Raw genomic sequence first — 24,805 nt, 5'->3', positions numbered from 1 at the left:
CCTACGGCTGTTCAAGAATCGGTGTCAATAACGCAACCAAAATTGTTAGCAATCGGATGCACGACCCATCGCTGTTCACCTGAGCTGCGGTATCGACTGTCCGTGGTCGTCGAGCGTGCGCAGGGTGGTGATGACGCTGCCGATGTGGTCGGCCATGAGTCGACCGGCCCGCTCTGCGTCGTGGTCGCAGACGGCGTCGATGATCGCCAGGTGTTCGGGCAGCGAGACACTCGGGCGGCCGGGCACGAGGGAGAGCCGGAACTGATGTCGCACCATCTGGCCGTTCAGCTGCTCGATGATGCGGGCCGCGGTGGCGTGGTGCGCGATTTCTCGCAGACGGGAGTGGAGCGTGGCGTTCAGGTCGGAGTAGCGCATGAGCTCGCCCTGCTCGACGGCGACGCGCATGCTCTCGCCGAGAGCGCGGAGCTCGTCGATCTCGGCATCGCCGACCTGCTCGGCGGCCCGCGCCGCGACCAGCGCTTCGACGGCTTGCCGGATCTCGGTGATCTCGACCGCTTCGTCGACCGAGATCTCGCGCACGCGAGCGCCCCGATTCGGCTGGAGCTCGACGAGGCCGTCGGCGGCGAGCTGCAGCAGCGCGTTGCGGATGACGAATCTGCCGGCGCCGTAGCGCTCGGCGAGTTCGGCCTCGATGAGCCGCTGGCGCGGTGCGAAGTCCCCGCGGAGGATCGCACTCCGCAACTGGGCATGGACATCTTGGAGGTCGCTCACCGACCGCCCCCTTCTCTGCATCGACATCGATGATCTGCGATTCTCGGTCACTCCGAGACATCCGCCACGCAGCTCGCTCGACTCATTCTGTCGCCCGACGGGTCGTCAGCAAAATTGTTGACAATAGTTGCGACACTCGGCAGAGTGGTGTCGCACATCGATCTGGAGGTTCAATGTCGAATCAGTCCCCGCTTCTCGTGGTCACCGCACACCCCGGCGACTTCGTCTGGCGAGCCGGCGGTGCGATCGCGCTCGCGGCCTCGCGCGGGCAGCGCGCGGTCATCGCCTGCCTGTCTTTCGGCGAACGGGGTGAATCGGCCAGTGCCTGGCGCGCGGGGAAGAGCCTCGACGAGATCAAGGCGCTCCGCCGCGAAGAGGGCCAGACCGCAGCCGATGCGCTCGGTGCCGAGGTGCGGTTCTTCGACGCCGGCGACTATCCGCTCCGCGAGAGCGACGAACTCATGACGAGCCTCATCGACCTCTGTCGCGAGGTGCAGCCGGCGGTCGTGCTCACGCACGCGGCGGCCGACCCCTACAACATGGACCACCCGAAGGCCGCCGAGATCGCGCTCCACGCTCGCGTGCTCGCGCAGGCGCCCGGCGTCTCCGGCCCCGGAGAGGTGATCGGCGCGCCGCCCGTGTTCGCGTTCGAGCCCCACCAGAGCGAGGTGTGCGGCTTCGTTCCGAACGTGCTGCTCGACATCAGCGAAGTCTGGGAGAAGAAGGTCGCCGCCATGAATGCGCTCGGCGCGCAGGGGCACCTCGTCGAGTACTACACCGACCTCGGCAAGCGCCGTGGCGTGCAGGCCAAGCGCAACAGTGGGCCGAATCTCGGCTTGCCGGTGCACGCCTACGCCGAGGCGTTCCAGCGGTACTACCCGCAGGTCGCATCGGAACTGGCCTGACCATGAGCCGACACTACGTCGTCCGCGACATCGACCGTGCACCGGCGGAGGTGATCGAACGCCTCGCCGACGCCGGAGTCGCGAGCGTCCACGAGGCGGCGGGCCGCGTCGGCCTCGTCGGGCCGCGGATCACGGCGCGGCTTCCGGGCGCGTCGGTCGGCGGCTCGGCCGTCACCGTGCTCAGTCACCCCGGCGACAACCTCATGATCCACGCTGCCGTCGAGGTGTGCCGGCCCGGTGACGTGCTGGTCGTCGCGACGACGAGCGGGTCGACCGACGGCATGTTCGGCGATCTGCTCGCCACCTCGCTGCGTTCCCGCGGCGTGGTCGGCCTCGTGATCGACGCCGGCGTGCGCGACATCGCGACCCTGCGCGAGATGGGCTTCCCGGTGTGGTCGCGCGCCGTGCACGCCCAGGGCACGGTCAAGGCGAGCCCGGGATCGGTCAACGTGCCCGTCGTGATCGCGGGCCAGGCCGTACACCCCGGCGACATCATCGTGGCTGACGACGACGGCGTGGTCGCGTTGCCGATCCGACGTGGCGTCGAGGTGGCGGATGCCGCGGACCGCCGCCGAGCGAACGAGGAGGCCAAGCGAGCCACGCTCGCGTCGGGAACCCTCGGGGTCGACCTGTACGAGCTGCGACCCCTCTTGGCCGAACTCGGCGTCGCCTACGTGGACCGTCTTCCGGAAGGCACCGATCGATGAGCAGCCGAATCACGGTGCTCGGCCTCGGCGAGGCGGGTCGTGCGTTCGCGAACTCGCTCTCGGCCCAGGCCGTGGTGACCGGGTGGGACCCGTTCGCGACGGACGCGGTCGACGGTGTGCGAATCGCGGCGTCCGGCGAGGAGGCCGTCGCAGACGCAGACGCCGTGCTCGCCTTCACGACCGCCGCGCACAGCGCGGACGCACTCGCGACCACCATCGCCGCAGCGCCGCGATCCGCCGTGCACGCCGACTTCGCCACCGCCGGGCCGCGCGCGAAGGCGGAGCTCGCGGCACGTGCGGCGGCCGCCGGCATCCGGTTCGCCGACGCGGCGATCATGGCGCCGGTCCGTCGCGGTGCCGACCGCACGCCGGTGCTCGTCTCCGGCGAACCGGTCGCGACCGAGGCGCTGCGTGCCATCCTCGGCGAAGCGGGCTACCCGGTCGAGGTGCTCGACGGCCCCGCCGGGACATCCGCTGCTCGAAAGCTGCTGCGCAGCCTCCTCGTCAAGGGACTCACGGGTGTGATGATCGAATCGCTCCGCGCGGCCGAGGCGCAGGGGCTCTCCGACTGGTTCGGCGAGCATCTCGTCGAGACCCTCGAGCGGCTGGATCGGCCGACGCTCGCGGGCCTGCTCGACGGCACCCGGCTGCACAGCGGGCGGCGCGTCGAGGAGATGACGGCGGCGGCCGAGATGGTCGAGGCGGAGGGCGGCCGTGCCGACATCGCGCGCGCCGTGGCCGAGGTGCTCCGCTCCGTCGCGAGCGACGGGGTTCCGAACGGAGGGCACCTGTGACCGACGGCATCCGGTGCATGCTGATGCGCGGCGGCACCTCGAAGGGCGCCTACTTCCTCGCCTCGGACCTTCCCGACGACGACGCCGAGCGTGATGACCTACTGCTCCGGGTGATGGGTTCGCCCGACCCGCGCCAGATCGACGGGCTCGGCGGGGCGCACCCGCTGACGAGCAAGGTCGCCGTGGTCGGCCCGTCGACGCATCCCGACGCGGATGTCGACTACCTCTTCCTCCAGGTGGTGCCCGACCGGCCGATCATCAGCGATCGGCAGACCTGCGGCAACCTCCTCGCGGGCGTGGGGCCGTTCGCGATCGAGCGCGGGCTCGTGGCGGCAGGCGGCGAGGAGACCGAGGTGCGCATCCGCATCGTGAACCCGACTCCGAGCATCGTCGTGGCCCGTGTGGCGACCCCGGGCGGCGCGGTGCGCTACGACGGCGACACCGAGATGGCGGGCGCGCCGTTCCCCGCGGCCGCGATTCCGCTCGACTTCCCGGGCGACGGCCGGCCCGCGTTCCCGACCGGGCGGCTCGTCGACCGTTTCGACGGCATCGACGTGACGTGCGTCGACGCCGGCATGCCGGTCGTGCTCCTCCGCGCATCCGACCTGGGCCTCGACGGCGACGAGTCGCCCGCTGAACTCGAAGCGAACGACGACCTCCGCCGCCGCCTCGAGCGGATCCGGCTCGCCGCCGGCCGAGCCATGGGTCTCGGCGAAGTGCGCGACTCGACGGTGCCGAAGCTCACGATCGTCTCGCCCGCACGCCACGGCGGCCTCGTGACCACGCGCACCTTCATTCCGCATCGCGTGCACGAGGCGATCGGCGTTCTCGGCGCCGTCTCGGTCGCCGTCGGATGCCTCGCCGAAGGCACGATCGCGACCGTCGACGCACCCGCTTCGGGCCCGTGCCGAGTGGAGCATCCGACTGGCGCGCTCGAGGTCGATGTCGAACTGGCGGGCGCCGGAGCGGCGACGTCCGTCGCCCGCAGTACGCTCGTGCGCACCGCCCGCAAGATCATGGACGGGCAGGTTTGGCCCCGCCCACAGCAAACGACAGCCGTCGCCCCGCGCGCCGACGCCGACGCTGACGCGCCCGACGAAGGAGCCACGTGAACGAGCATGCAACCCCGCGCCTGACGCACGATCCCGAAATGCGTCGCGACATCGCCCACATCGGCCCCATCGAGCTCTACACGCCCGTGCTCGAAGCGAGCCGCGACTTCTTCGTCGATCTCATGGCGATGCGCGAGGTGGCCCGCGACGAGACATCCGTGTACCTGCATGCGTGGGACGACTACCAGTCGTACACCGTGCGGCTCATCGAGCGGGAGCAGCCGGGCATCGGGCGCACCTACCTCCGCGGCGCGAGCCCGCAGGCGGTCGAGCGTGTGTGGGAACGCATTGCGTCCGCCGGGCTCGCGCGCGGCACGGACGACTCGGTGCGGGGCGTCGGCGAAGTGCTGCTGTTCGACGACCCCGACGGGCACCCGATGGGGCTGTACTGGGATGTCGACTGGTACGAGGCCGACGAGACCGACACGCCTGCGCTGAAGAACCAGGCGGCCGCCTTCCCCGGCCGGGGCGCGAACGTGCGCCGCATCGACCACGTGAACTACCTGACCGGGAACGTGCCCGAGACGGCCGAGTTCCTCGGCGGCGTGCTCGGCGCCCGCTGTACCGAGCGCATCGTGACCGACGACGGCGAACCCAGCGCCGTCTGGTTCAATCTCGGCAACAAGACCTACGACCTCGTGTACACCGACGATTGGACCGGGTCGCACGGGCGACTGCACCACGTGGCCTTCGCGACCGACACCCGCGAAGACATCCTCCGCGCTGCCGACGTGTTCCTCGAGGCGGGCATCCACATCGAGACCGGGCCGCACAAGCACGCCATCCAGCAGACCTTCTTCCTCTACGTCTGGGAGCCCGGCGGCAACCGGATCGAGTTGTGCAACGCCGGCGCCCGCGTCATCCTCGCCCCCGACTGGAAGACCATCAGCTGGACCGCCGCCGAACGCGCCAAGGGCCAGGCCTGGGGTCTGCAGACGATCGAGACGTTTCACACGCACGGCACGCCCATCGTGTGACGCCTCGAAGACGGCGAGAATGGCTGACATGGATGCAGCGATACCGCCCCTGACCGAGATGCCGTCGCCGAAGTACGTCTTGTCGGCCGACGGCATCCGCATCGCCACCTACCTCTGGGGTGACGACGATGCGCCGACGGTGCTGTGCGTGCACGGGTTCGCCTCGAGCTGCCGCGACAACTGGGTGAACACGGGGTGGGTGCGCGATCTCACGCGTGCCGGGTTCCGCGTGCTCGGCATCGACCAGCGCGGCCACGGGGCGAGCGCCAAGCCGCAGCAGGCATCCGCCTACGGCATGGACGCGTTCGTGAACGACATCGCGGTCGTGCTCGACACCTACCTGCTCGACACGGTGCTCTTCGCCGGCTATTCGCTCGGGGCGCGGGTCGGTTGGCAGGTTGCGGTGCAGCTGCCCCAACATGTCGAGCGTGCGGTGCTCGGCGGCATTCCCGACGGGCGCCCGCTCGCTCGGTTGCAGATCGAGCAGGCGCGCGCCTACGCCGAGCACGGCACGCCGGTCGAAGACCCGGTCACCCGCAACTACATCACGCTCGCCGAACGGGTCGCGGGCAACGACCTCGGGGCGCTCATCGCGCTCGCCGAGGGCATGCGCTTCGGCGACGCCGACCCCGACGTGGCGCATCCGCCGATGCAGCCGATCCTGTTCGCGACCGGCAGCGACGACGCGATCTTCGAGCAGTCGAAGCAACTGGCGGCGTCCACACCCGACGGCACCTTCGTCGAACTGCCCCGGCGTCACCACTTCAATGCACCGGGGTCACGCGTGTTCAAAAAGGCCGCGCTCGAATTCTTCACGCGTGCGGCGGCCGGTGCCTGAGCAGCGTGCCGATGCCGATGGAGCACACCCGATGCACGATGCGGCGAATCCGCGCGCGGACTAACGTGGAGACGTGTCCGCTCCTGCGACCGATGCACGCGCCACTCACGCCGACGGCGTCGAGCGCCTGCTCGAGAGCTACCGGGCGGTGCCGCCGGGGGCACCGGTACGACTCGCGAAGCGCACGTCGAACCTCTTCCGGTCGAGGGCGGCGACGGATGCCCCGGGCCTCGACACCTCCGGACTGACGCACGTCATCGCGGTCGACCCCGAAACGCGTACGGCCGACGTGGCGGGCATGTGCACCTACGAAGACCTCGTGGCCGCGACGCTGCCGCACGGACTGGCACCACTCGTCGTGCCGCAGCTGAAGACGATCACCCTCGGCGGAGCGGTGACGGGTCTCGGCATCGAGTCGACGTCGTTCCGCAACGGCCTGCCGCACGAGTCGGTGCTCGAAATGGACATCCTCACGGGCGGCGGAGAGGTGCTGACGGCGTCACCGCTCGAGCACGCCGAGCTGTTCCGCGCCTTCCCGAACTCATACGGCACGCTCGGCTACGCGGTGCGCCTGCGCATCGAACTCGAGCCGATCGAACCGTTCGTCGCGCTCACGCACCTGCGATTCCACGCCCTCGCCGAGCTCGTCGCGGCGATGGACCGCATCATCGAAACCGGTCGCCTCGACGGGGTTCCCGTCGACTACCTCGACGGCGTCGTGTTCAGCGCCGAGGAGAGCTACCTGTGCGTCGGCACGCAGACCGCGACATCCGGCCCCGTCAGCGACTACACCCGCCAGCAGATCTACTATCGCTCCATCCAGCACGACGACGGAGCGAAGCACGATCGCCTCACCGTTCACGACTACCTGTGGCGCTGGGACGCCGACTGGTTCTGGTGCTCGCAGGCGTTCGGCGCGCAGCATCCGCTGATTCGCCCATTCTGGCCTCGGCGGTACCGGCGCAGCAGGTCGTACGCGAAGCTCATGCGCCTCGAACGACGATTCGACCTCGGCGATCGCCTCGAGAAACTCAAGGGGCGCCCAGCGCGCGAACGCGTGATCCAAGACGTCGAGGTACCGATCGGGCGCACCGTCGAGTTCTTGGAGTGGTTCCTCGCGAAGGTGCCGATCGAGCCGATCTGGCTGTGCCCGCTGCGGCTGCGGGGCGACCGCGACTGGCCGCTCTACCCGCTTCGACCGCAGCAGAGCTACGTCAACGTCGGCTTCTGGTCTACGGTGCCCGTCGGCTCCGTCGACGGGGAGACGAATCGCCTGATCGAGCGTGAGGTGAGCGCGCTCGACGGACACAAGTCGTTGTACTCCGACTCGTACTATTCGCCGGAAGAGTTCGACGAGCTCTACGGCGGCGATGACTATTCGGCCGTGAAGCGGCGGTACGACCCCGACTCACGTCTGCTCGATCTCTATGCGAAGGCGGTGCAACGACGATGACCACGACCAAAGGACAGGCGCCGGTGAAGCAGGCTGAAACGCCGGCGATATCGGATGCCGCGAACGCGCCGGACCCGTCGGCGAAGCTCACCCTCGCCGAGATCCTCGAGATCGTCGTCGCAGGTCGGCTCCCGCTGAGGTTCACCGCCTACGACGGGAGTTCGGCAGGGCCGCCCGACGCCGAACTCGGGCTCGAGCTGAAGACGCCGCGGGGCACGACGTATCTCGCGACCGGGCGCGGCGACCTCGGCCTCGCCCGCGCCTACATCGCGGGCGATCTCGAAGTGCACGGCGTGCACCCCGGCGACCCGTATGTGCTGCTCAAGGCGCTGGCCGACGAGCTGGTCTTCAAGCTTCCGCCACCGCGGATGATGGCCCGCATCGTCCGCTCCATCGGCGTCGAACACCTGCGGCCGATCGCGCCGCCGCCGCAAGAGGTGCCGCCCCGATGGCGACGTGTCGCCGAGGGGCTTCGGCACAGCAAGAGCCGCGATGCCGAGGCGATCCACCACCACTACGACGTGTCGAACACCTTCTACGAGTGGGTGCTCGGCCCCTCGATGACGTACACGTGCGCGTGCTATCCGCAGCCCGACGCATCGCTCGACGAGGCGCAAGAGAACAAGTACCGACTCGTGTTCGAGAAGCTGCGGCTGAAGCCGGGCGACCGGCTGCTCGACGTCGGCTGCGGGTGGGGCGGCATGGTGCGCTACGCCGCGCGGCGCGGAGTGCGGGCCACCGGAGTGACCCTGTCGCGAGAGCAGACGGCATGGGCGCAGCAGGCCATCGCCGCGGAGGGGCTCTCCGAGCTCGCCGAGGTTCGCTACGGCGACTACCGTGACATCGCCGAGACCGGCTTCGACGCGGTGTCGTCGATCGGGCTGCTCGAGCACATCGGCGTGCGCAACTACGCCTCGTACTTCGGCTTTCTGCAGTCGAGGCTGCGTGACGGCGGGCTGCTGCTCAACCACTGCATCACTCGTCCTGACAACCAGTCCGAACCGTCGACCCGCGGCTTCATCGACAGGTACGTCTTCCCCGACGGCGAACTCACCGGCTCGGGCCGCATCATCACCGAGGCTCAGGATGTCGGCTTCGAGGTGTTGCACGAGGAGAACCTGCGCCCCCACTACGCGCTGACGCTGCGCGACTGGTGCGCCAACCTCGTCGCCCACTGGGACGAAGCTGTGGCCGAGGTCGGGCTGCCGACAGCGAAGGTGTGGGGCCTGTACATGGCCGGTTCCCGACTCGCCTTCGAGAGCGGCGGCATCCAGCTGCACCAGGTGCTCGCGGTCAACCCCGACGAGCGCGGCGGCAACGGCGATCTGCCGCTGCGACCGTGGTGGACTCCGTAGGGCTTCCGGACTGGCGGAGGAGCACAGTGTCGCTTCAACCCTGGAGCATCGAACGTTCGAGTCGGGTCGTCGACGACCGATGGATGAAGGTTCGGGCGGATTACTGTCGGAGGTCTACGGCGTTGCACCTCAGGCCTTGGACGAGAACGACGAGATCGAGATCTCTCTCGTACCCCTGGATGATTTCTCGCCGACGCTGCTGCAGCAGTCGTTCCACCTGTCGAACGCGTTGCTCGCCGTCGAGCAGCTCAGACGTGACCTCGTGAGGGCGCGAGCGCCGGTCGTCAGCTCAGGGCCTCGTTCAGTTGATTCAGGATCCGCAGTGCGGCCCGCAGGTCGGACGGGTCGGGAGCGGGCAGGTTGTCGCGACGCGTCTGCTCGAAGAGCGCATCGCCGCGACGCATCAGCGCGGTGCCTTCAGCGGTGAGGCTCAGGATGTTCTCCCGCCGATTGTGCGCGCTGGTCTCCACGTTCATGAGCCCTGCCGCAACGGCTTGCTCGATCTGACGGCTGACCGTGCCCTTCGTGAGGCCGAGTCGATCGGCGATGGCCTGCTGGTTGAGCGGACCGGGATGCGCATCCACGACGCTCAGAACGAGGAACTGCGCCATCGTCACGTCGAGTTCCCGACGGAACAGCGCGTCGCCGCTTCGATCGAGTAGCCCCGCAACTCGACGGATGAGGTACGCGAGCTGCGCCTGCTCGTCGGGCAGATCCACCTTGTCCATGGCATGCATCCTACCTAATCGTTTGACAAGCGACCGTTGCCTATGCAACGGTTGAGTGAGAAACCAACGATGTGGAAGAAGGCGCTCCCCATGCGGATCATGTTCGTTCTGGACCACCCGTACACGATCGAGTCCGCCGAAAACGTGCCGCATCGGCGCAGCTTCACGGCGGCCGTGGCGGAGGCAGCGATGCGCGGCGCACGCAGGGCCGGGCACGAGGTCGACCTCGTCGACCTGGCAGCCGACGGATTCGACCCCGTCATGAGCCGCGACGATCTCGTGGCCTGGCGCCTGAAGCAGGTCGTCGACCCAGTCGTCGCCGACTACCAGGAGCGGCTGATGCTGGCCGACCACCTGGTCTTCGCCTTCCCCGTGTGGTGGGAGGCGATGCCGGCGTCGACCAAAGGCTTTCTCGACCGAGTGCTGACCAAGGGGATCGTCTTCGAGGAACTCCCCGATGCGAAGGGGAATCCGTTCCGCAACCTGATGACCAGGCTGGGCGGCGTGACGGTGCTCTCGATCATGACCACTCCCGACAAGGCCTATCGCTGGTGGTACCGTGACCCCCTCACGAAGATCCTGTTCAAAGGGACCTTCGGAAAGATCGGCGTCAAGAACCTGCGCTGGGTCAACTACGCCTCGATCACCGAGAATACCGCCGAGGAGCGTGAGCGCCTGCTGCAGCAGACAAAGGAACGGTTCGCAGCCCTGAGTCCCGTCGCCGATGCCGTTGGCGCGCTGTCACGCTGAGTCGCCGAGTCATCAGCGCCGCCGCATCCGTTCGCTGATCGCTGAGTTCGCCCCTCGCTATGCGCGGTGTTCAGTCTGCGCTGCGGGTGTCGCGCTCGCGGCCGCCGCCGCGACGGCGGCCTCGAGCGCGACCCACGCGAGCATCGCGCACTTCACGCGCATGACGTACTTCGAGACGCCGTGGAAGGCGATCGCGTCGCCGAGCAGCTCTTCGTCGGGCTCGCCGGCGCCCTGCGAGCGCATCATCGAGCGGAACCCGTCGATGAGCTGCCGCGCCCGGTCGAGGTCGGCGCCTGCCGCGAGCTCGGTCATGGCCGACGCCGAGGCCATCGAGATGCTGCATCCGTCGCCGGTCCAGCCGATCTCTTCGAGCACGGTACCGGATGCATCGAGGCGGATGCCGACGGTGATCTCATCGCCGCACGTGGGGTTGAGCTCGTGGTGGGTGGCGTGCGGCTCGGCCAGCTCGCCGTCGCCCAGCCGGCGACGTGAGTGGTCGAGGATGAGCTCTTGATACAGGCCCGACAGGTCGCTCATGCGCCCACCCCGAAGAATCCGGGCACCTCACCGAGCGCCGCGGCGAAGCGGTGGATCTCGTCGGTCGTCGTGTAGACATAGGTGCTCGCACGCGTCGTCGCGCGCAGGCCGAGACGCCGATGCAGCGGCTGGGCGCAGTGGTGGCCGACACGCACGGCGATGCCCTGCGAATCGAGGAATTGGCCGACGTCGTGCGCGTGCACGCCTGGCACGTCGACGCTCGCCAAGGCCGCGCGCTCGATGCCGGGCGCCGGCCCGACGAGCCGCACGCCGGCGATCCGCGCCGTCTCCTCGACGAGAAGCTCGGCGAGCGACGTCTCGTGTGCGTGCACCCGCTGCATGCCGAGCGCGTCGAGGTAGCGCACCGCCTCGGCCAGCGCGACCGCCTGCGACACCGGCTGCGTGCCGGCCTCGAAGCGCTGCGGCGAGGGCAGGAAGGATGCCGACTCCATCGTCACGGTCGTGATCGTCGATCCGCCGGTGCGGGCCGGCGGCAGCGCGTCGAGCAGGTGCTCGCGGCCGTAGAGCACACCGATGCCCGTCGGGCCGAGCATCTTGTGGCCCGAGAACGCCGCGAAGTCGACTCCGAGCTCGGCGAAGTCGGTCGGGCGATGCGGCACCGACTGGCACGCGTCGAGCATGACGAGCGCGCCGTGGCGGTGGGCGAGCTCGACGACCTCGGCGACGGGCGCGATGAAGCCCGTGACATTGGAGACGTGCGCGAAGGCGACGAGCCGCGTGCGCGGTCCGATGACGGATGCCGCGTCGTCGATCGACCACGTCCCGTCATCCGCGACGGGGATCCAGCGCAGCTTCGCGCCGGTCTTCGCCGCGAGCCGCTGCCATGGGATGAGGTCGGCGTGGTGCTCTGCCTCGGTGACCACGATCTCGTCGTCGGTGCCGAGCATGAAGAGGTCGGCTTCGGGCCCGCCGAGGCCGGCCGCGGCATCCGCCATGCCGAGCGCGACCATGTTGATCGCATCGGTCGCGTTCAGGGCCCAGACGATCTCTCGCGCGCCTGCGCCCACGAACCGGGCCACCGTCTCGCGGGCGTCCTCGAACGCGGTCGTCGAGGTGCCGACGAGGGTGCTCGCGCCACGGTGCACCGCAGCGTTCGAGTGCTCGAGATAATTGCGTTCGGCATCGAGCACCGCGAGCGGTCGCTGCGCGGTCGCGCCCGAGTCGAGGTACGCGAGCGGATGCCCGTTGAGCTCCTGCGCGAGGTAGGGGAAATCCTGCCGGAGTTCTGCAGGCAGCAGACCGTCGATGGTCGTCGTTCGATCGAGGGTCACGGTTCCTCCCGGCATGCCGACGCGGGCGGATCCACGTGGCGGCTACCTTCCAGTCTGACGCAGTTTTCGGCGGTCATCGCCGTGAACCCGAATAGACCGGACTCGAACGGACGGACCGGCAGGGGAGTGGGCTCGCGAGACCTCGGCGGGATACCGTGAAACCATGCCCCGGAGCGTGAGTGAGCGCGATGACCGTGATGATCGCGACGACGAGGTCGATCTGCTCATCGACGCGTGGTCGCGCCGATTGCCCGGCGTCGACCTGACTCCGCTCGATGTGATGTCGCGCCTGCGTCGCGTGGCGAACCGCCTCGGCCGTCTGCGAGCCAGTGCCTTCAGCGGTGCGGGGCTCGCGGCGTGGGAGTTCGACGTCCTCGCCGCGCTTCGCCGCACCGAGCCCCCGCACGAGTTCAGCCCGGCGCAGCTCATCGAGGCGACCATGATCGGCAGCGCGGCGATGACGAACCGACTCGACAACCTCTCCCGGCGCGGTCTCGTCGAGCGACGGCCCAACCCGCGCGACGGGCGCAGCGTGCTCGTTCGCCTCACGCCCGACGGGGCGACGCGCGTGGATGATGCCATGCGGCTGCTCGCCGAGCGGGAGGCCGAGGAATTGCGCGGGCTCAGTCGTGAAGAGCAGGCGACCCTGGCCGCGCTGCTGCGACGCCTCGGGCACGAACGCGACTGAGGCGGGACCGCCGCGCTGCTCGTGACTGCCGGGCGGTTTCGTCGAGGCCGCGTCGATGCCCGCCTCGGCTGAGCCCCCGCCGGCCCGTCGTTCAGTACCGGTTCGACGAAGTCGGTGTACTCACCACCTCAGTTCGCCCGCTTCGTCCTGGAAGGTTCCGGTCGGGCCGTCCACGCGCAGGGTCGCCCACCGCGCGACGACCCGCGCGGTCTCCTCGACCGATCGACCGATGCCGAACGCAGCGGTCATGTCGGTGGCGGTGGTGCCGGGCTCGATGGCGTTGAACTTGATGCCTGGCTGCGCCTTCGCGTAGTGGACGGTGAGCATGGTCGCTGCGGTCTTGGACGCTGAGTACAGCGCGAGCGGCAGCTGGAATTCGGGCCGTTCCGGGTTGGTGACCGCCCAGAACGATCCAGCACTGCTCGAGATGGTGACGACGTTCGGGTTCGACGAGCGGCGGAGCAGGGGCAGGGCGGCCTCCGTGACACGCACGATGCCCACTGCGTTCGTGTCGAACGAGCGCAGGGCAGACGGGCCGTCGAGTGCGGTGTCCAGCACACCGGCGTTGTGCACGAGGACGTCGAGGTGCCCCTCCGCCGCGTCGATCACCGCCAGCGCACTCGACACGGATGCATCGTCGGTGACGTCGAGTTGTACGAAACGTGCTCCGAGCGTTGCCGCGGCGCGCTCGCCTCGTTCGGCATCACGAGCGCCGAGGTAAACGGTGTGACCCATCTCCAGCAGCTGCTTCGCGGTCTCGAAGCCGATGCCTCTGTTGGCCCCTGTGATCAATGCGACGGTCATGTCTGTCCTCTCGAATGGTGCGGGCCCGAAGAGCCCCTTCCGGCAGCGTAGAAGCGGCCGTGGCGCTCACCCAGAGCCCCCTCGAGACCGGGGCCTGGCAGGGCCCTCCCTCCGGCCACCAGGCCGACCTAGAGTTGTCGCATGGACAAGTCGGTGAACGCTCTCGGGGTATTCCTTCGAGCACGACGCGAGCTGGTGACACCGCAGCTGGTCGGTATCCCCGACGGTGGTGCACGGCGGGTGCCGGGGCTGCGGCGGGAGGAAGTCGCCATGCTCGCGGGCATCAGCGCGGACTACTATCTGCGGTTGGAACGTGGCCGCGACCGAAACCCATCCCCGCAAGTGCTCGAATCGATCGCCCGCGTTCTTCACCTCGACGACGACCACTTCGCTCACCTCCTCACCCTCGTCGCAGAGATTCCTCGGCAGCGCAGACGCCGACCGCGCAAGCAGACCGCGCCAGCGGGCGCCCTGAAGCTGCTGGCGGCTCTCGCCCAACCCGCGTTCATCGAGGACCGCTACTTCGACGTCCTGGCTTCCAACCCGCTGGCCCGCGCAGTCGACCCCCGCCTGGCCGTCGGCGGCAACCAGCTGCGGGACATGTTCCTCGACCCAGCAGGCCAAGCGCTGTACCCGGAGTGGACGAACGTCACGGAATGCCTCATCGCCAACCTCCGGCAGGCCGTCGGGAACGACGTCGACGACCCCCGCTTCATCGAACTCACCGGCGAGCTCACGCTGGCAAGCCCTCGGTTCCGCCAGCTTTGGGCACGACACGAAGTGCGGGGACAGACCGGAGGCATCATGCAGTTCGACCACCCGCAGGTCGGCGAACTGACCCTCAACCGAGAGCGAATGAGCATCGCCGGTGCCGACGGGCTGATGCTCGTCGTATTCCACCCGGATCTCGGATCCAGCGATGCGGACAAGCTGGCTCTCCTCGCTTCTGCAGCTCTGCCCACCCCAGTGATCCCGCACGAGATCAGGAAGAGCGTGGGCGGTCAGTACCGTTGAGCAATGACGATCGATTTCGCCGTGCGTCGCGCCGAACCGGCCGACGCACCGAGCATGGCGAAAGTTCATGTGGAGACCTGGCGCGAAACGTACCGGGGCGTGATGAGCGACGCCGTGCTCGACGACCCCGGCCTCTTGAGCTGGCGCGAGAGATTCTGGGCTGCGGCCCTGACCGATCCGCGGTACGGCCAGAACACGACAGCCGTTGCTTCGCATGAAGGCGAGCTGATCGGCATTGCGATGTCGGGCCCCTCGCTCGACGGCGCCGACGGGCCGCAGCAGTTGTACGTCCTCTACGTTTATGCCGCGTTCCACGGGTCTGGGGTGGGCTCGGCGCTCCTCGACGAAGTCATCGATCGCACCGCGCCAGCCTCCCTCTGGGTCGCCGACCCCAACCCGCGCGCGCAAACCTTCTACCGAAAGCACGGCTTCGTCGCCGACGGGGCGGTCAAGGCCGAAGACGACGTGCAGGCGATTCGGATGGTGCGAGCGAACGGCGCGACCGACGCCCGTTGAGGTGCCGGCTTGCGGGCACTCCGGGGCACAACCCGGATCGAGCCCGCTCATTCGGGTCGACGGCAGCCGTCGTACACTGGGCGAGTGCGCGACGTGGCAGCTCAGACGGGTTCTGGCGCCGTGAATCGATCGCGCGAGGTTCTCCGTCTCCCAGCCTTCGCTCTCTTCTGGAGCGCCACGACGATCCGTGCTTTCGGCGGCACGTTCGCCGCGGTCGCCTTCCAGGTTCTGATCGTCACGGTTCTGAACGCCACGCCGGTCGAGATCAGCATCCTGAGTGCGCTCGGCGTCGTCCCGTATCTCTTCTTCGGCTTGATCGTCGGCGCGCTCATGGACCGATGGCGGCGCCAACGGGCTCTCGTCGTCACGAGCGTCGGACGCGCGATCGTTCTCGGGTCGATCCCCGTGCTCCTCCTCACCGACGCACTCACCTTCTGGTCGCTCGCAACCGTCATCCTGATGCTCGGCACCCTGACGCTCTTCGCGGACTCCGCCGCCCAACCGTTCCTTCCTCACATCGTTCCGCGAAGCTCACTCGTGATGGCCAACGCGAGGCTCGGACAGAGCGAGACCGTCGCCGGCACGGCCGGCCCTGCGCTCGGGGGAGCTCTGCTCAACCTGCTCGGTGCGCCGATCCTCTTCGCCTTCGACGCGGTGCTCAACGCAGTGTCGGCGGTGCTCCAGTCCCGCATCCACGTCGAGGAGACTGCACCACCCCGCCGCGCTCGAGGACACCACATCGGGCACGACATCGTCGAAGGAATGCGCTACACCTATCGGCACCGGACCCTCCGTCCGCTCGCGCTCTCCATCCACGTCTGGTTCCTCGCGAACAGCATCGTGTCGACCGTGTTCGCAGTGTTCGTCTTGCGGGAGCTGGAACTTTCACCCTGGGCATTCGGCGTCGCACTCGCATTCGGGGGAGTCGGCGGCTTTCTCGGTGCCCTCTTCGCGCCTCGTATCGGCGTGAGACTCGGCGCGGGGCGAGCGATCCTCCTGGGTCGCGCGCTCGTCATCGTGCCCTGGCTCGTGCTCGCCGTCATGCCGATCGATGCCTCGAGCGACCTCGGCGTGCTCTTGCCCGTCATCTCAGCTGCGCAATTCGTCTACGGCCTTTCGATGGGCATCGAGGATGCGAATGACACCGGCTACCGGCAGGCCGTTGCACCCGACGCGATACAGGGCCGAATGAACTCGACCATTCGAACAGTGAACCGAGTCGTCTTCTTCTTCGGCGCATTGCTGACGGGACTTCTCGCCACCTTCCTGGGCTACCAACTGACGATCGGAGTCGCGGCGATCATCTTCGCAGTCGCGGCCCTGGTCGTCGCGTTCTCGCCGCTGCGCAGTGCTCGTCATGAGGATGCCGCGGATATGCGTTCCTGAGGCTGGAGCGTCTGACGGCCTCAGATTTTGGTGAGTCGGCGCAGCGCCCGGATATGGGACGCGTATGCCGCGCGGCCTTCTTTCGTGAGGGCGAGCCAGGTTCGGAGGCGGCCGTCTTCGGCGAGCCTGTAGACGTCCACGTACCCGGCCTCCCGCAAGGTCGACACATGTTTGCTCAGCGAGGAGTCGCTGATGTGGAGCGAGTCGCGGACAGCGGCGAATTCGGCTTCCGCCACCTCGGACAAGAACGCACAGATCGCGAGACGCCAAGTGGGATGGATGATCTCGTTCAGTTCGAACGGTAGCGCGCGAGCTGCCATCTCGCAGGTCTATCGGCGCGTACGTGTTGGGCGTTCGGAGAGCCACCCGGGCCATATCTCGCGCGTGAGCAGCAGTGTGACACAGGTCAGCCCCAGCACGACACCTTGGGCCGGGTAGAACCACCAGGGCGACCGCAAGCGTTCGACCGCTGCACGCCGTGCTCCGCCGGCGATCGCCAGCGACTCCGCGGCCGTCGGTGCGTTTTCCATGTTGGAAAGTCAACCCTCCGATTGCTCGAAAGTCAACGTCTCAGCGCAGGACTGAGGGCGAGTCTTCGTAACGGGTGGCGATCGCGGCGGCGCGGTCGTGCAGGGCGGTGCGCAACGATTGGGGGGCGAGGGCTTCCGCGTCCGTGCTGAGCTGCCACAGTGCCCATTCGGCGTGTCTCAAGTCTTGGAAGGTCACCTCCAGCCGTAGGCGGCCGTCTGCGTCGGATGCCTCGGCGAAGACGGTCAGGGCGGTGCCCACCAGTTCCTCTCGACGCGCGGGGTCTACGCTGACCAGCGCTGTGACGTGGTCGCCACCCGTGCGGAACCGTGTGCTGCGCTCCTGCCAGACCTGGTGCAGATCGACCTTGTCCGGCCGCTGTGCGGGTTCGGCGAGTTCTTCGGCGGCCAAGATGCGGGACAGCCGGTATGTGCGATCCGCGCCCGAGGTCGTGGCGAGCAGGTATCCCTTCTCGCGCACGGTGACGAGGCCGATCGGGTCAACCGTGCGCCACTTCGGAGTGCGGTCCGCCGCCGCGTAGTGGATGCGCAGCCGGTGCCCGGCGAGCACTGCCCGTCGGACCTCGCTCATAATCGTGTCGGGGATCTGGTCGGCGTCGAGCCGGCGTGAGAGCAGATCGGCCTCGGGGTCGACGAGCAACCGCTGGGCAGCGTCGCTCGCGGTGGCCAGGTGGCCGTCGGGCATGGCGTCGACCACCTTGCGCACAGCCGAAGCCAGCGCCGAGCCGAGGCCGAAGACCTGCTCGCCACGCCGCGATGCGGCGGTCAGCACGGCGAGTGCCTCGTCGTGGTTCAGCCCGGTGAGCTCGGTACGGAACCCGGGCAGCAGGGTGAACCCGCCGTGCCGGCCACGGTCGGCGTAGACCGGCACGCCGGCTGCCGACAGCGCCTCGATGTCGCGCAGCACGGTGCGGGTGGAGACCTCGAGCTCGCGGGCCAGCGTGGTCGCAGACAACCGACCACGCTGTCGCAGCAGGAGCACGAGCGAGACCAGGCGATCGGCGCGCATGCGGAAAGGCTATCGAATACATGACACAAGGTGTCGTGAATTGTTGGAAGGCTCGTGAGTACGGCGTCGAAGGTGGCGGCTGCAGAGCCGGCGGGCGGTCGTATCCGATGAATCGAATGGAGCTGATGTGGCAATGGAACGAACGGCAGTGAACCCGGTGACGTGGTCGGTGGAGATGGGATTCAACCAGGGGGAGATCGTCTCCGGGCACACCCGAACCCTGTACATCTCGGGGCAGACCGCGATGAGCGGTGACGGCGCGCCTCAGCATGACGGCGACATGGCGGCACAGCTCGCCCTGAGCCTCGACAACCTGGAGGCCGTGCTCGGCGCGGCCGGCATGTCCCTCGCGAACCTCGTGCGGCTCAACGTCTACACGACCGACGTCGATCTGCTCTTCCAGCACTACGGGGCACTGGCGTCGCGATTGGGTGCCGCGCGGGTGGCGCCGACCACCACGATGCTCGGGGTGACACGGCTGGCGGTGCCCGGCCAGATGGTCGAGCTCGAGGGCACCGCCGTGGCGTGATGCCTACGCGCTCCTGATGCTTCTCGTGCCGGCCCAACCGGCACGAGGAGCGGGGCGGATGGTGATGCACGTCTTCTCTCTGGCAGATCCACACCGCGTCGGGACCGGCTGGGTGCAGCTCGAGCTCGCCGAACCCGCCGCGATTTCGACCGTGGTGCTCGAATGGTCCAACGCCGTGCTACGCGGTGGTGGTGGGCAGCGGCTCGATGCTGACGGCGGGTTGGGCGCGCATGCCCTGCAGCAGCAGAGCGGCGAGTCGACGGGCCTCGACTCGCGCCCGCTCGGGATCGAGTGCGGAGAGGTGAGGTGTTGCCGTCGCGGCCAAGACGAGTCGGAGATCTCCGACGGTCAGGTCTGGACGCACCGCACCGTCACGGTGCGCTCGCTCCATCAGTCGAGCCAGGGCGCGCACGCTCTGGGCGCGTTCCACGGCGAAGACTCTCCCGGTCGTTGCCGATCCCAGCAATGCGGCGATGAAGCCTCGGTCCTGTACCTGTCGGGTGCAGACCTCGTGGACGACCGTGGTGATTCCTCGCCATGCGTCTGAATCCCTCGCGGCATCCGCGACCGCTTCCGTACACTCGCGGACCTGATCGGCAAGGGCAGCGACGATGAGGTCTTCCCGGGTCGGAAAGTGGCGGTAGAGCGTAGCGGCTCCGAGCGCAGAACGCCGGGCCAGTTCGCGCATCGTCACGTCGAGCCCCTCGGTAGCGAACGTCTCGCGCGCCACCGTCAGGATGTGAGAACGATTGTGCCGGGCGTCGGAACGAGGCTTCCGAGTCAAAGTGCTGTCCACCCGTCTCAGTACAGCACGAAAACGAACGCCGAGTTCCACATCAGCGTTAGGTTCCAGGTGCGGTGCAGTCGCGCCCGATCCAATATCTGAGAGGACGACCCCATGTTCGCTGTGCAGTACTCCACCTTCGGTTCGCCGGACGTCTTGACCATCGGGACTGCCGCGGAGCCGCACGCGGGCCCGGGTCAGGTGCGTATCGCCGTCCGGACGGCGGGGGTGGCTCCGACAGACACGCTGCTGCGCGCCGGCCAGCTACGGCCACCGTTGACGTGGCCGCACATCCCGGGAGTCGACGCAGCAGGAGTCGTGGACGAGGTCGGCGAGGGGGTCACTGTTGTCGAATCCGGAGACGAAGTCTTCGGAACCGTGGACCTGACGTTGCTGGGCGGCGCCTCCGCGGAGTACGCGGTGCTCCAGTTCTGGGCGCGCAGACCCGCAGCGCTCACGTGGGAACAGGCTGCCGTACTCGGTACGAGTGCAGAGACGGCGACCCGGGCGCTCGACCTGCTCGATGTCCACGACGGAACGACGTTGCTCGTCGACGGTGCCGCCGGCGGTGTGGGCAGCATCGTCGTTCAGCTCGCGATCGCCCGAGGCGCCCAAGTGATCGGAACCGGATCGGCCCACAATCACGACTTCCTCCGTGGGATCGGAGCACTTCCCACCACCTACGGCCCCGGCTTGCGCGACCGGGTGGCGAAGCTCGCTCCGAACGGCGTCGATGCGGCCTTGGATGTCGCGGGGCGAGGATCGCTTTCGGATCTGGTGGCCATCACCGACGATCCGGACCGTGTCGTGACCATCGCCGACTTCTCGGCGAAAGAGCACGGCGTCCACTTGTCGTACACCGGCTCGGGTGACCCCGACGGACGCCGCGGACTCGCCGTCGCGGCCGACCTCGCCGACACCGGCCGGCTGCACGTTCCCGTTCGCGCCGCGTTCGCCCTCGATGATGCTGCCCGAGCCCACGAACTCGCCGCATCGGGCCATGGCCGCGGCAAGGTCGTACTTCAGATCAGCGGGCAGCCATGACCGATCCTCATGGGCCGCGCCCTCGTCGCCCCCGGCGACGACGGCGTCGATCGCGTCCAGGATGTCGGAGGTGAGTGCGGTGTCGTCCGCGGCGAGTTGGCTGTGCAAGTGGTCCATGGTGCGGGGGCCGATGATCGCGCTCGTCACGGCCGGGTGCAACCTCTGCATCGGCGCGGGTGCGGATTCCCGCTCCAACGCGCGTCGGATGGTCCAACTCCTCATCGCGGGGCTGCGCCCCGAATCGAGCTGATCGGCGGTCAGCTCTTCTTCAGTTCCTCGGCGAGCATCACGAGGATGCCGCTGGGACCGTGGAGGTACGTGAGCTTGTAAATGTCTTGATACGTCGCCACGCCGCGAAGCGGATGGCAGCCGTGCCTCGCGGCTATCTCGAGGGCTTCGTCGATGTCGTCGACTGAGAAGGCGACGCGGTGCATGCCGATCTCGTTGGGACGAGTGGGCTTGGTCTCGATCGCTTCGGGGTGGATGTACTCGAAGAGCTCGATGCGACCATGACCGTCTGGCGTCTGGAGCATCGCGATGTTGGCGTGGTTGCCATCGAGACCGACGGCAGTGTCGGTCCACTCGCCACTGACCGTGTCACGGCCGACGACCGTGAGACCGAGGTCGGTGAAGAAGGAGATCGTCGCTTCGAGGTCGCGAACAGCGATGCCGACGTTCTCAAGTCTGATGGCCATGCATTGCATGCTACCGAGCCGGCCCGGAATCTTGGGTGCTCAAGTCAAGCCGGCCCGGCGGGTGAACCAACGGGAATACGGTCAGTCTGCTGGCGGCCCAGACGAGGGCGCCGGCTGCGAGCACGGCGCCGAGGAGCCCGACGACGTGTGCGGTGAGCGAGGGGAGTCCTCGTTCAGGAAGGAGGAACCCGTACGGGACCCATCCGTCGGTTGTGCCGCGAACGAGGACGACTCCCACCCAGAGCAACGGGTATGGGAGGACGAGCCAGAGTTGCCGCCAGGGAAGACGCGGGCGGTCTCCGACGAGCATCCAGTCGAGGGCGACTGCGGCGGGGAACACCATGTGCAGGATGACGCTCACCCAGAGTGGTGCGGACCCGGTGCCGGGAACGAGGACGTTGTAGACGACCGCGACGATGAGCAGGCACGCGGTGGCGATTCCTCGCAGGGTGGACAGCCATCTCGGAACGTGTCGTCCGAGCAGGGAGACCGCGCCCGTGATGATCAGCACGACGCTCGTGAGCACGGTGGTCAGGTTGGTGAAGTATCCGAAGTAGTCGAAGGGGTTGTTGTCACCGATTGCAATGCGCAGACCGTAGGCATAACTGAGAACCGCAATGCACAGCACACCTTCGACAACCCGGACCACTGCGACCGCGGCGGCGGGGGCCGGGCGGCGCTGGGTCATGCCGGTCAGCCTAGTCAGCCCCGATATGGGCACGACCGTCTGGGGCAGGGGAACCCGCGAACTCGGCCCGGCTCTGCCGGATCGGCTCGCTGTGCTCGTCCATCCACTCGGCGAAGTCCTTCACGGAGTCGACGAAGCCCAGGCCGAGCAGGGTCAGCGCGTACTCGACCCTCGGCGGCGACTCCGCATACGCGGTTCGGGAGACGAAGCCCTCGCGTTCGAGGCCGCGAAGGGTTCGCGTGAGCATTCGATGCGATACACCGGGCATGGCGGCGAGCAATTGCGTGAACCGGTGAGCGCCCGTGGTCAATCGCGCGACCGTGAGCAGCGACCACTTGTCGCCGACGAGGGTCAGCAGTTCCCGGGTCGGCCGCGCGTTCTGCTCATTGGCGCAGACGCCGAGCGAGTGTTCCGCATTCATGTGCGTTTGTTCCCTTCATGTTCCCGAGGCACTTCGAAGTGCGTATGCGATCAACGGCATATACCGCATCGACCAGATGTTGGCGGAAGAGACAACACGTGACGGCTGCGGGCTGTTCCCGTTGCCGGCACACCACGAAACGGAGAGAACATGACCATACGTATCGCAATCATCGTCGGCTCGACCAGGCCGGGCCGCCAGGGGGAGCAGGTCGGCCGTTGGGTGCTCGAGCGCGCTCGAGCGCGAACGGACGCCGAATACGAACTCGTCGACCTGATCGATCACGAGCTGCCGCACCTCGATGAGGCAATTCCCGCGTCCGCGGGGCAATACGGGCAGGAGCACACCCGCCGGTGGTCGGCCCTCATCGACGGGTTCGACGGCTTCGTCTTCGTCACCCCCGAGTACAACCACTCGACGAGCGGTGTGCTGAAGAACGCGATCGACTACCTCTACCAGGAGTGGAACAACAAAGCGGCCGGTTTCGTCGGCTACGGCGTCGTCGGAGCCGCCCGCGCAGTCGAGCACCTCCGGCTCATCGCCGCCGAACTGCAGCTGGCGACGGTGCGCTCGCAGGTCGCGCTGGGCTTCTATACCGATTTCAAGGACTTCACCGTGCTCGAGCCCGAGCAGCGCCAGGTCGACGCGCTCGACACCCTGTTCGATCAGTTGGTCGACTGGTCGGGTGCGCTCGCAGAACTTCGTGCTCGCCAGGCGGTCGACGCGACGGCAGCGGTCGACGCGGCTGAAGCGACTGAATCGGCGGCATGAGTTGTGCGGGCCGCAACGGGTGAACCGGCGTGGCCCGCACCTCGAAGTCGCGCCTCGGGCTCCGGCCGCGATCGGTTCGCGCCCCCCGAGCCCGTGCTCGTCACCAGGTGGAGACGTACTCCGAGACGGCGTCGGGCAGCCGGCCGCGCACGACGGGCACGCCTCGCTGCACTGCCTGGCCGATGCGGTCCCGCAGAGCGTCGGACTCGACCCGGTAGTCGACGAAATCGGCATCGATCGCGTAGACGCCGATCGGCAGGGTGAGCGCCTGGAAGAAGGAGAACAGCGGACGGAACTGGTGCTCGATGATGAGGGCGTGCCGGTCGCTGCCCCCGGTCGCGGCGAGTTGCACCGGCTTGTCGATGAGCGAATACTGCCCCACGAAGTCGAACACGTGCTTGAAGAGCCCGGTGAAGCTCGCACGGTAGACCGGGCTCGCGACGATGAGAAGTGTCGCCGACTCGATGCGCCGAATCGCCTCTTCGGCGATGGGGCTCAGCTCGGCGCGGGTGAGCGCGCCCGAGAACTCGCGCCCGATCTCGCTGAGTTCGATCAGGTGAGTCTCGACCTCGACGTGGCCGGCGAGCGCGGTCGTGAATGCGTCGAGGATCTCTTGTGTCAGCGCGGTGGTCTTCGACGGCGAATGCAGGCTGCCGGAGACGGCGACGATCGAAACTGAAGCGGTCATGTCACGACGGTAGGTTCACCGGCCGCCGTGCACGACCTCGCGCGACGCGTGGGGTAAGACGGCGCAACACGACGCCATGCGACCTCGAAGGCGACCGTGTGAAACGGTCATCGAGCGTCGTACCAGCGCAGCACTCGCAAGGCGCGGAGGGTGTTCCACCGACTGGGCTCGCCCTGCGGTGCGTCGACGGCGAAGTGCACCTCACCGTGCCAGGGCACGCCGGCCGGCCAGCGTCCGTCGTCGCCGCGCCCGACGAGGAGCAACTCGATCGCGTCGGCGATACGGGGGTCGGGCGGGTCGTCCGTGATGCGGAAGTAGTCGAGCGAGCGCAGCACGTCGTAGAGCCAGTAGGGCGGGAACATGAAGTTCGCATACCGGGGGCGCACGATCTCGCCCGTCGAGCGGCGACGGAAGAGGTTTCGCTCGAGCAGGTATTCCTCACCACGGCGACGGGCGTTCGCGACGTCGGCCGGGGCATCCGGCACCGCCTGTTCGTAGGCGAGCAGTCCCTCGAGCACGCAGAGTGTCGAGTCGAACGACGACCGGTCCGACTCCTCGCGCGGTTCGCAGTTCCACCCGCCGTCTGCGAGCTGCTCGCTCAGCAGCAGCGCGAGTATGCGGTCGCTCCCCACGCCGAGCTCGCCGAAGTATGTGCCCAGGGCGAGCACACCGCCGTTGATGCACTCCTCGACTTCGCCGTGGAAGTACGGCAGCTCGTCCCAGTTTCTCCAGACCACCCCGTCGCGCACGCGCGCCACGGCCGAGCGAGTCTGCGGGGCATCCGGATCGATGCCGAATCGGCGCAGCAGGTGCAGGGTCCAGGTGACGCTCGTGCGCTCACCGTTCGGGCCGTATTCGTCGCCGCCCCAGTAGCCGTCGTCGGGCTGCAGAGCGAGGAGCCTCGCGCCCCAGCCTTCGGTCGTGATGCGCGAGCGCTCCTCGGCCGTCGCACCCGGCGGTGCGTCGAGCAGGTCTCGCATGACCTGCCAGCGGATCGCTGGATCGGAGTCGAGCAGCCACTGTGTGACATCCATGCGCCC

Annotated in this window: 29 protein-coding genes; 16 read left to right on the top strand and 13 right to left on the bottom strand. The window is 68.1% G+C overall.

The genetic code is table 11. The features are described from left to right. Positions 1-75: 75 nt before the first annotated feature. Positions 76-732: a GntR family transcriptional regulator gene (locus AC1C2S_RS04395; protein WP_495351324.1), complete on the bottom strand. Its 657-nt coding sequence runs from the start codon at positions 730-732 to the stop codon at positions 76-78. A gap of 173 nt (positions 733-905) precedes the next feature. On the opposite strand from AC1C2S_RS04395, the gene AC1C2S_RS04390 reads away from it, so the two are divergent. From AC1C2S_RS04390 to AC1C2S_RS04355, 8 genes are all read left to right on the top strand, one after another. Beyond that, positions 906-1,637 (top strand): PIG-L deacetylase family protein, encoded by a 732-nt coding sequence (locus AC1C2S_RS04390; protein ID WP_495351323.1) that lies wholly within the window; start codon positions 906-908, stop codon positions 1,635-1,637. Between the two features lie 2 nt (positions 1,638-1,639). Continuing rightward, the gene (locus tag AC1C2S_RS04385) at positions 1,640-2,344 is read left to right on the top strand and encodes a 4-carboxy-4-hydroxy-2-oxoadipate aldolase/oxaloacetate decarboxylase (RefSeq protein ID WP_495351322.1); all 705 of its coding nucleotides are present in this window, start codon (positions 1,640-1,642) and stop codon (positions 2,342-2,344) included. Beyond that, complete coding sequence (locus AC1C2S_RS04380) at positions 2,341-3,138, top strand: DUF1932 domain-containing protein (protein WP_495351321.1); 798 nt, start codon at positions 2,341-2,343, stop codon at positions 3,136-3,138. Before AC1C2S_RS04385 ends, AC1C2S_RS04380 begins: the two co-directional genes overlap by 4 nt. Further along, entirely contained in the window at positions 3,135-4,250 is a 1,116-nt protein-coding gene (locus tag AC1C2S_RS04375) for a 4-oxalomesaconate tautomerase (protein ID WP_495351320.1), read from the top strand. The genes AC1C2S_RS04380 and AC1C2S_RS04375 overlap by 4 nt, the downstream gene beginning before the upstream one ends. Continuing rightward, complete coding sequence (locus AC1C2S_RS04370) at positions 4,247-5,227, top strand: VOC family protein (RefSeq protein ID WP_495351319.1); 981 nt, start codon at positions 4,247-4,249, stop codon at positions 5,225-5,227. The genes AC1C2S_RS04375 and AC1C2S_RS04370 overlap by 4 nt, the downstream gene beginning before the upstream one ends. 28 nt (positions 5,228-5,255) lie before the next feature. Then, the gene (locus AC1C2S_RS04365) at positions 5,256-6,065 is read left to right on the top strand and encodes an alpha/beta fold hydrolase (RefSeq protein ID WP_495351318.1); all 810 of its coding nucleotides are present in this window, start codon (positions 5,256-5,258) and stop codon (positions 6,063-6,065) included. 73 nt (positions 6,066-6,138) lie between these two features. Then, on the top strand, positions 6,139-7,518 hold the full coding sequence (locus tag AC1C2S_RS04360; protein WP_495351317.1) for an FAD-binding oxidoreductase: 1,380 nt from the start codon (positions 6,139-6,141) through the stop codon (positions 7,516-7,518). After that, the gene (locus AC1C2S_RS04355) at positions 7,515-8,873 is read left to right on the top strand and encodes a class I SAM-dependent methyltransferase (RefSeq protein WP_495351316.1); all 1,359 of its coding nucleotides are present in this window, start codon (positions 7,515-7,517) and stop codon (positions 8,871-8,873) included. The genes AC1C2S_RS04360 and AC1C2S_RS04355 overlap by 4 nt, the downstream gene beginning before the upstream one ends. 284 nt (positions 8,874-9,157) lie before the next feature. Here AC1C2S_RS04355 and AC1C2S_RS04350 read toward each other — a convergent pair whose 3' ends face one another. After that, positions 9,158-9,601 (bottom strand): MarR family winged helix-turn-helix transcriptional regulator, encoded by a 444-nt coding sequence (locus AC1C2S_RS04350; protein WP_495351315.1) that lies wholly within the window; start codon positions 9,599-9,601, stop codon positions 9,158-9,160. Positions 9,602-9,691: 90 nt separating this feature from the next. Here AC1C2S_RS04350 and AC1C2S_RS04345 point away from each other — a divergent pair, with 90 nt between their 5' ends. After that, the gene (locus AC1C2S_RS04345; protein ID WP_495351314.1) at positions 9,692-10,351 is read left to right on the top strand and encodes an NAD(P)H-dependent oxidoreductase; all 660 of its coding nucleotides are present in this window, start codon (positions 9,692-9,694) and stop codon (positions 10,349-10,351) included. Positions 10,352-10,408: 57 nt separating this feature from the next. On the opposite strand, the gene sufU is transcribed toward AC1C2S_RS04345, so the two are convergent. Continuing rightward, positions 10,409-10,888 (bottom strand): Fe-S cluster assembly sulfur transfer protein SufU, encoded by a 480-nt coding sequence (gene sufU / locus AC1C2S_RS04340; protein WP_495351313.1) that lies wholly within the window; start codon positions 10,886-10,888, stop codon positions 10,409-10,411. Further along, positions 10,885-12,195, bottom strand: coding sequence for a SufS family cysteine desulfurase (locus AC1C2S_RS04335; RefSeq protein ID WP_495351312.1), 1,311 nt, complete (start codon positions 12,193-12,195; stop codon positions 10,885-10,887). The genes sufU and AC1C2S_RS04335 overlap by 4 nt, the downstream gene beginning before the upstream one ends. 148 nt (positions 12,196-12,343) lie before the next feature. On the opposite strand from AC1C2S_RS04335, the gene AC1C2S_RS04330 reads away from it, so the two are divergent. Continuing rightward, a complete protein-coding gene (locus AC1C2S_RS04330) occupies positions 12,344-12,868 on the top strand; it encodes a MarR family winged helix-turn-helix transcriptional regulator (RefSeq protein WP_495351311.1) in 525 nt (174 codons plus the stop codon). Positions 12,869-12,988: 120 nt separating this feature from the next. Here the strand turns inward: AC1C2S_RS04330 and AC1C2S_RS04325 are convergent, their stop codons facing one another. Beyond that, positions 12,989-13,672 (bottom strand): SDR family NAD(P)-dependent oxidoreductase, encoded by a 684-nt coding sequence (locus AC1C2S_RS04325; protein ID WP_495351310.1) that lies wholly within the window; start codon positions 13,670-13,672, stop codon positions 12,989-12,991. Positions 13,673-13,813: 141 nt separating this feature from the next. Between AC1C2S_RS04325 and AC1C2S_RS04320 the strand changes: the two genes are divergently transcribed. From AC1C2S_RS04320 to AC1C2S_RS04310, 3 genes are all read left to right on the top strand, one after another. Continuing rightward, a complete protein-coding gene (locus AC1C2S_RS04320) occupies positions 13,814-14,686 on the top strand; it encodes a helix-turn-helix transcriptional regulator (protein WP_495351309.1) in 873 nt (290 codons plus the stop codon). A 3-nt stretch (positions 14,687-14,689) separates the two neighbouring features. After that, a complete protein-coding gene (locus AC1C2S_RS04315) occupies positions 14,690-15,202 on the top strand; it encodes a GNAT family N-acetyltransferase (protein ID WP_495351308.1) in 513 nt (170 codons plus the stop codon). 84 nt (positions 15,203-15,286) lie between these two features. After that, positions 15,287-16,588 (top strand): MFS transporter, encoded by a 1,302-nt coding sequence (locus tag AC1C2S_RS04310; protein WP_495351307.1) that lies wholly within the window; start codon positions 15,287-15,289, stop codon positions 16,586-16,588. Between the two features lie 20 nt (positions 16,589-16,608). On the opposite strand, the gene AC1C2S_RS04305 is transcribed toward AC1C2S_RS04310, so the two are convergent. Further along, complete coding sequence (locus AC1C2S_RS04305; protein WP_495351306.1) at positions 16,609-16,908, bottom strand: transcriptional regulator; 300 nt, start codon at positions 16,906-16,908, stop codon at positions 16,609-16,611. Positions 16,909-17,158: 250 nt separating this feature from the next. Then, entirely contained in the window at positions 17,159-18,145 is a 987-nt protein-coding gene (locus AC1C2S_RS04300) for a helix-turn-helix transcriptional regulator (RefSeq protein ID WP_495351305.1), read from the bottom strand. 133 nt (positions 18,146-18,278) lie between these two features. Between AC1C2S_RS04300 and AC1C2S_RS04295 the strand changes: the two genes are divergently transcribed. Next, entirely contained in the window at positions 18,279-18,674 is a 396-nt protein-coding gene (locus AC1C2S_RS04295; RefSeq protein ID WP_495351304.1) for a RidA family protein, read from the top strand. Between the two features lie 178 nt (positions 18,675-18,852). Here AC1C2S_RS04295 and AC1C2S_RS04290 read toward each other — a convergent pair whose 3' ends face one another. Beyond that, positions 18,853-19,404 (bottom strand): TetR/AcrR family transcriptional regulator, encoded by a 552-nt coding sequence (locus AC1C2S_RS04290; protein WP_495353187.1) that lies wholly within the window; start codon positions 19,402-19,404, stop codon positions 18,853-18,855. Positions 19,405-19,572: 168 nt separating this feature from the next. Here AC1C2S_RS04290 and AC1C2S_RS04285 point away from each other — a divergent pair, with 168 nt between their 5' ends. Continuing rightward, positions 19,573-20,502 carry an NADP-dependent oxidoreductase gene (locus AC1C2S_RS04285; RefSeq protein ID WP_495351303.1) on the top strand — a complete coding sequence of 310 codons (930 nt, stop codon included), beginning with the start codon at positions 19,573-19,575 and terminating at the stop codon, positions 20,500-20,502. 257 nt (positions 20,503-20,759) lie between these two features. Here the strand turns inward: AC1C2S_RS04285 and AC1C2S_RS04280 are convergent, their stop codons facing one another. The 3 genes from AC1C2S_RS04280 to AC1C2S_RS04270 are packed head-to-tail and all read right to left on the bottom strand — an operon-like array spanning position 20,760 to position 22,306. Then, positions 20,760-21,197: a VOC family protein gene (locus tag AC1C2S_RS04280; RefSeq protein WP_495351302.1), complete on the bottom strand. Its 438-nt coding sequence runs from the start codon at positions 21,195-21,197 to the stop codon at positions 20,760-20,762. A 10-nt stretch (positions 21,198-21,207) separates the two neighbouring features. Further along, complete coding sequence (locus AC1C2S_RS04275) at positions 21,208-21,885, bottom strand: Pr6Pr family membrane protein (RefSeq protein WP_495351301.1); 678 nt, start codon at positions 21,883-21,885, stop codon at positions 21,208-21,210. A gap of 10 nt (positions 21,886-21,895) precedes the next feature. Further along, positions 21,896-22,306: a winged helix-turn-helix transcriptional regulator gene (locus AC1C2S_RS04270; protein ID WP_495351300.1), complete on the bottom strand. Its 411-nt coding sequence runs from the start codon at positions 22,304-22,306 to the stop codon at positions 21,896-21,898. 150 nt (positions 22,307-22,456) lie between these two features. On the opposite strand from AC1C2S_RS04270, the gene AC1C2S_RS04265 reads away from it, so the two are divergent. Next, positions 22,457-23,077, top strand: a complete 621-nt coding sequence (locus AC1C2S_RS04265; RefSeq protein ID WP_495351299.1) for an NADPH-dependent FMN reductase — start codon at positions 22,457-22,459, stop codon at positions 23,075-23,077. Positions 23,078-23,177: 100 nt separating this feature from the next. On the opposite strand, the gene msuE is transcribed toward AC1C2S_RS04265, so the two are convergent. Both msuE and AC1C2S_RS04255 read right to left on the bottom strand, forming a co-directional pair. Next, entirely contained in the window at positions 23,178-23,765 is a 588-nt protein-coding gene (gene msuE, locus AC1C2S_RS04260; RefSeq protein WP_495351298.1) for an FMN reductase, read from the bottom strand. 107 nt (positions 23,766-23,872) lie between these two features. Continuing rightward, positions 23,873-24,799 (bottom strand): prenyltransferase/squalene oxidase repeat-containing protein, encoded by a 927-nt coding sequence (locus AC1C2S_RS04255; RefSeq protein ID WP_495351297.1) that lies wholly within the window; start codon positions 24,797-24,799, stop codon positions 23,873-23,875. Positions 24,800-24,805 lie beyond the last annotated feature (6 nt).

Source organism: Agromyces sp. Y782, assembly GCF_059445405.1.
This window is presented reverse-complemented; position numbering and strand designations above follow the sequence as displayed.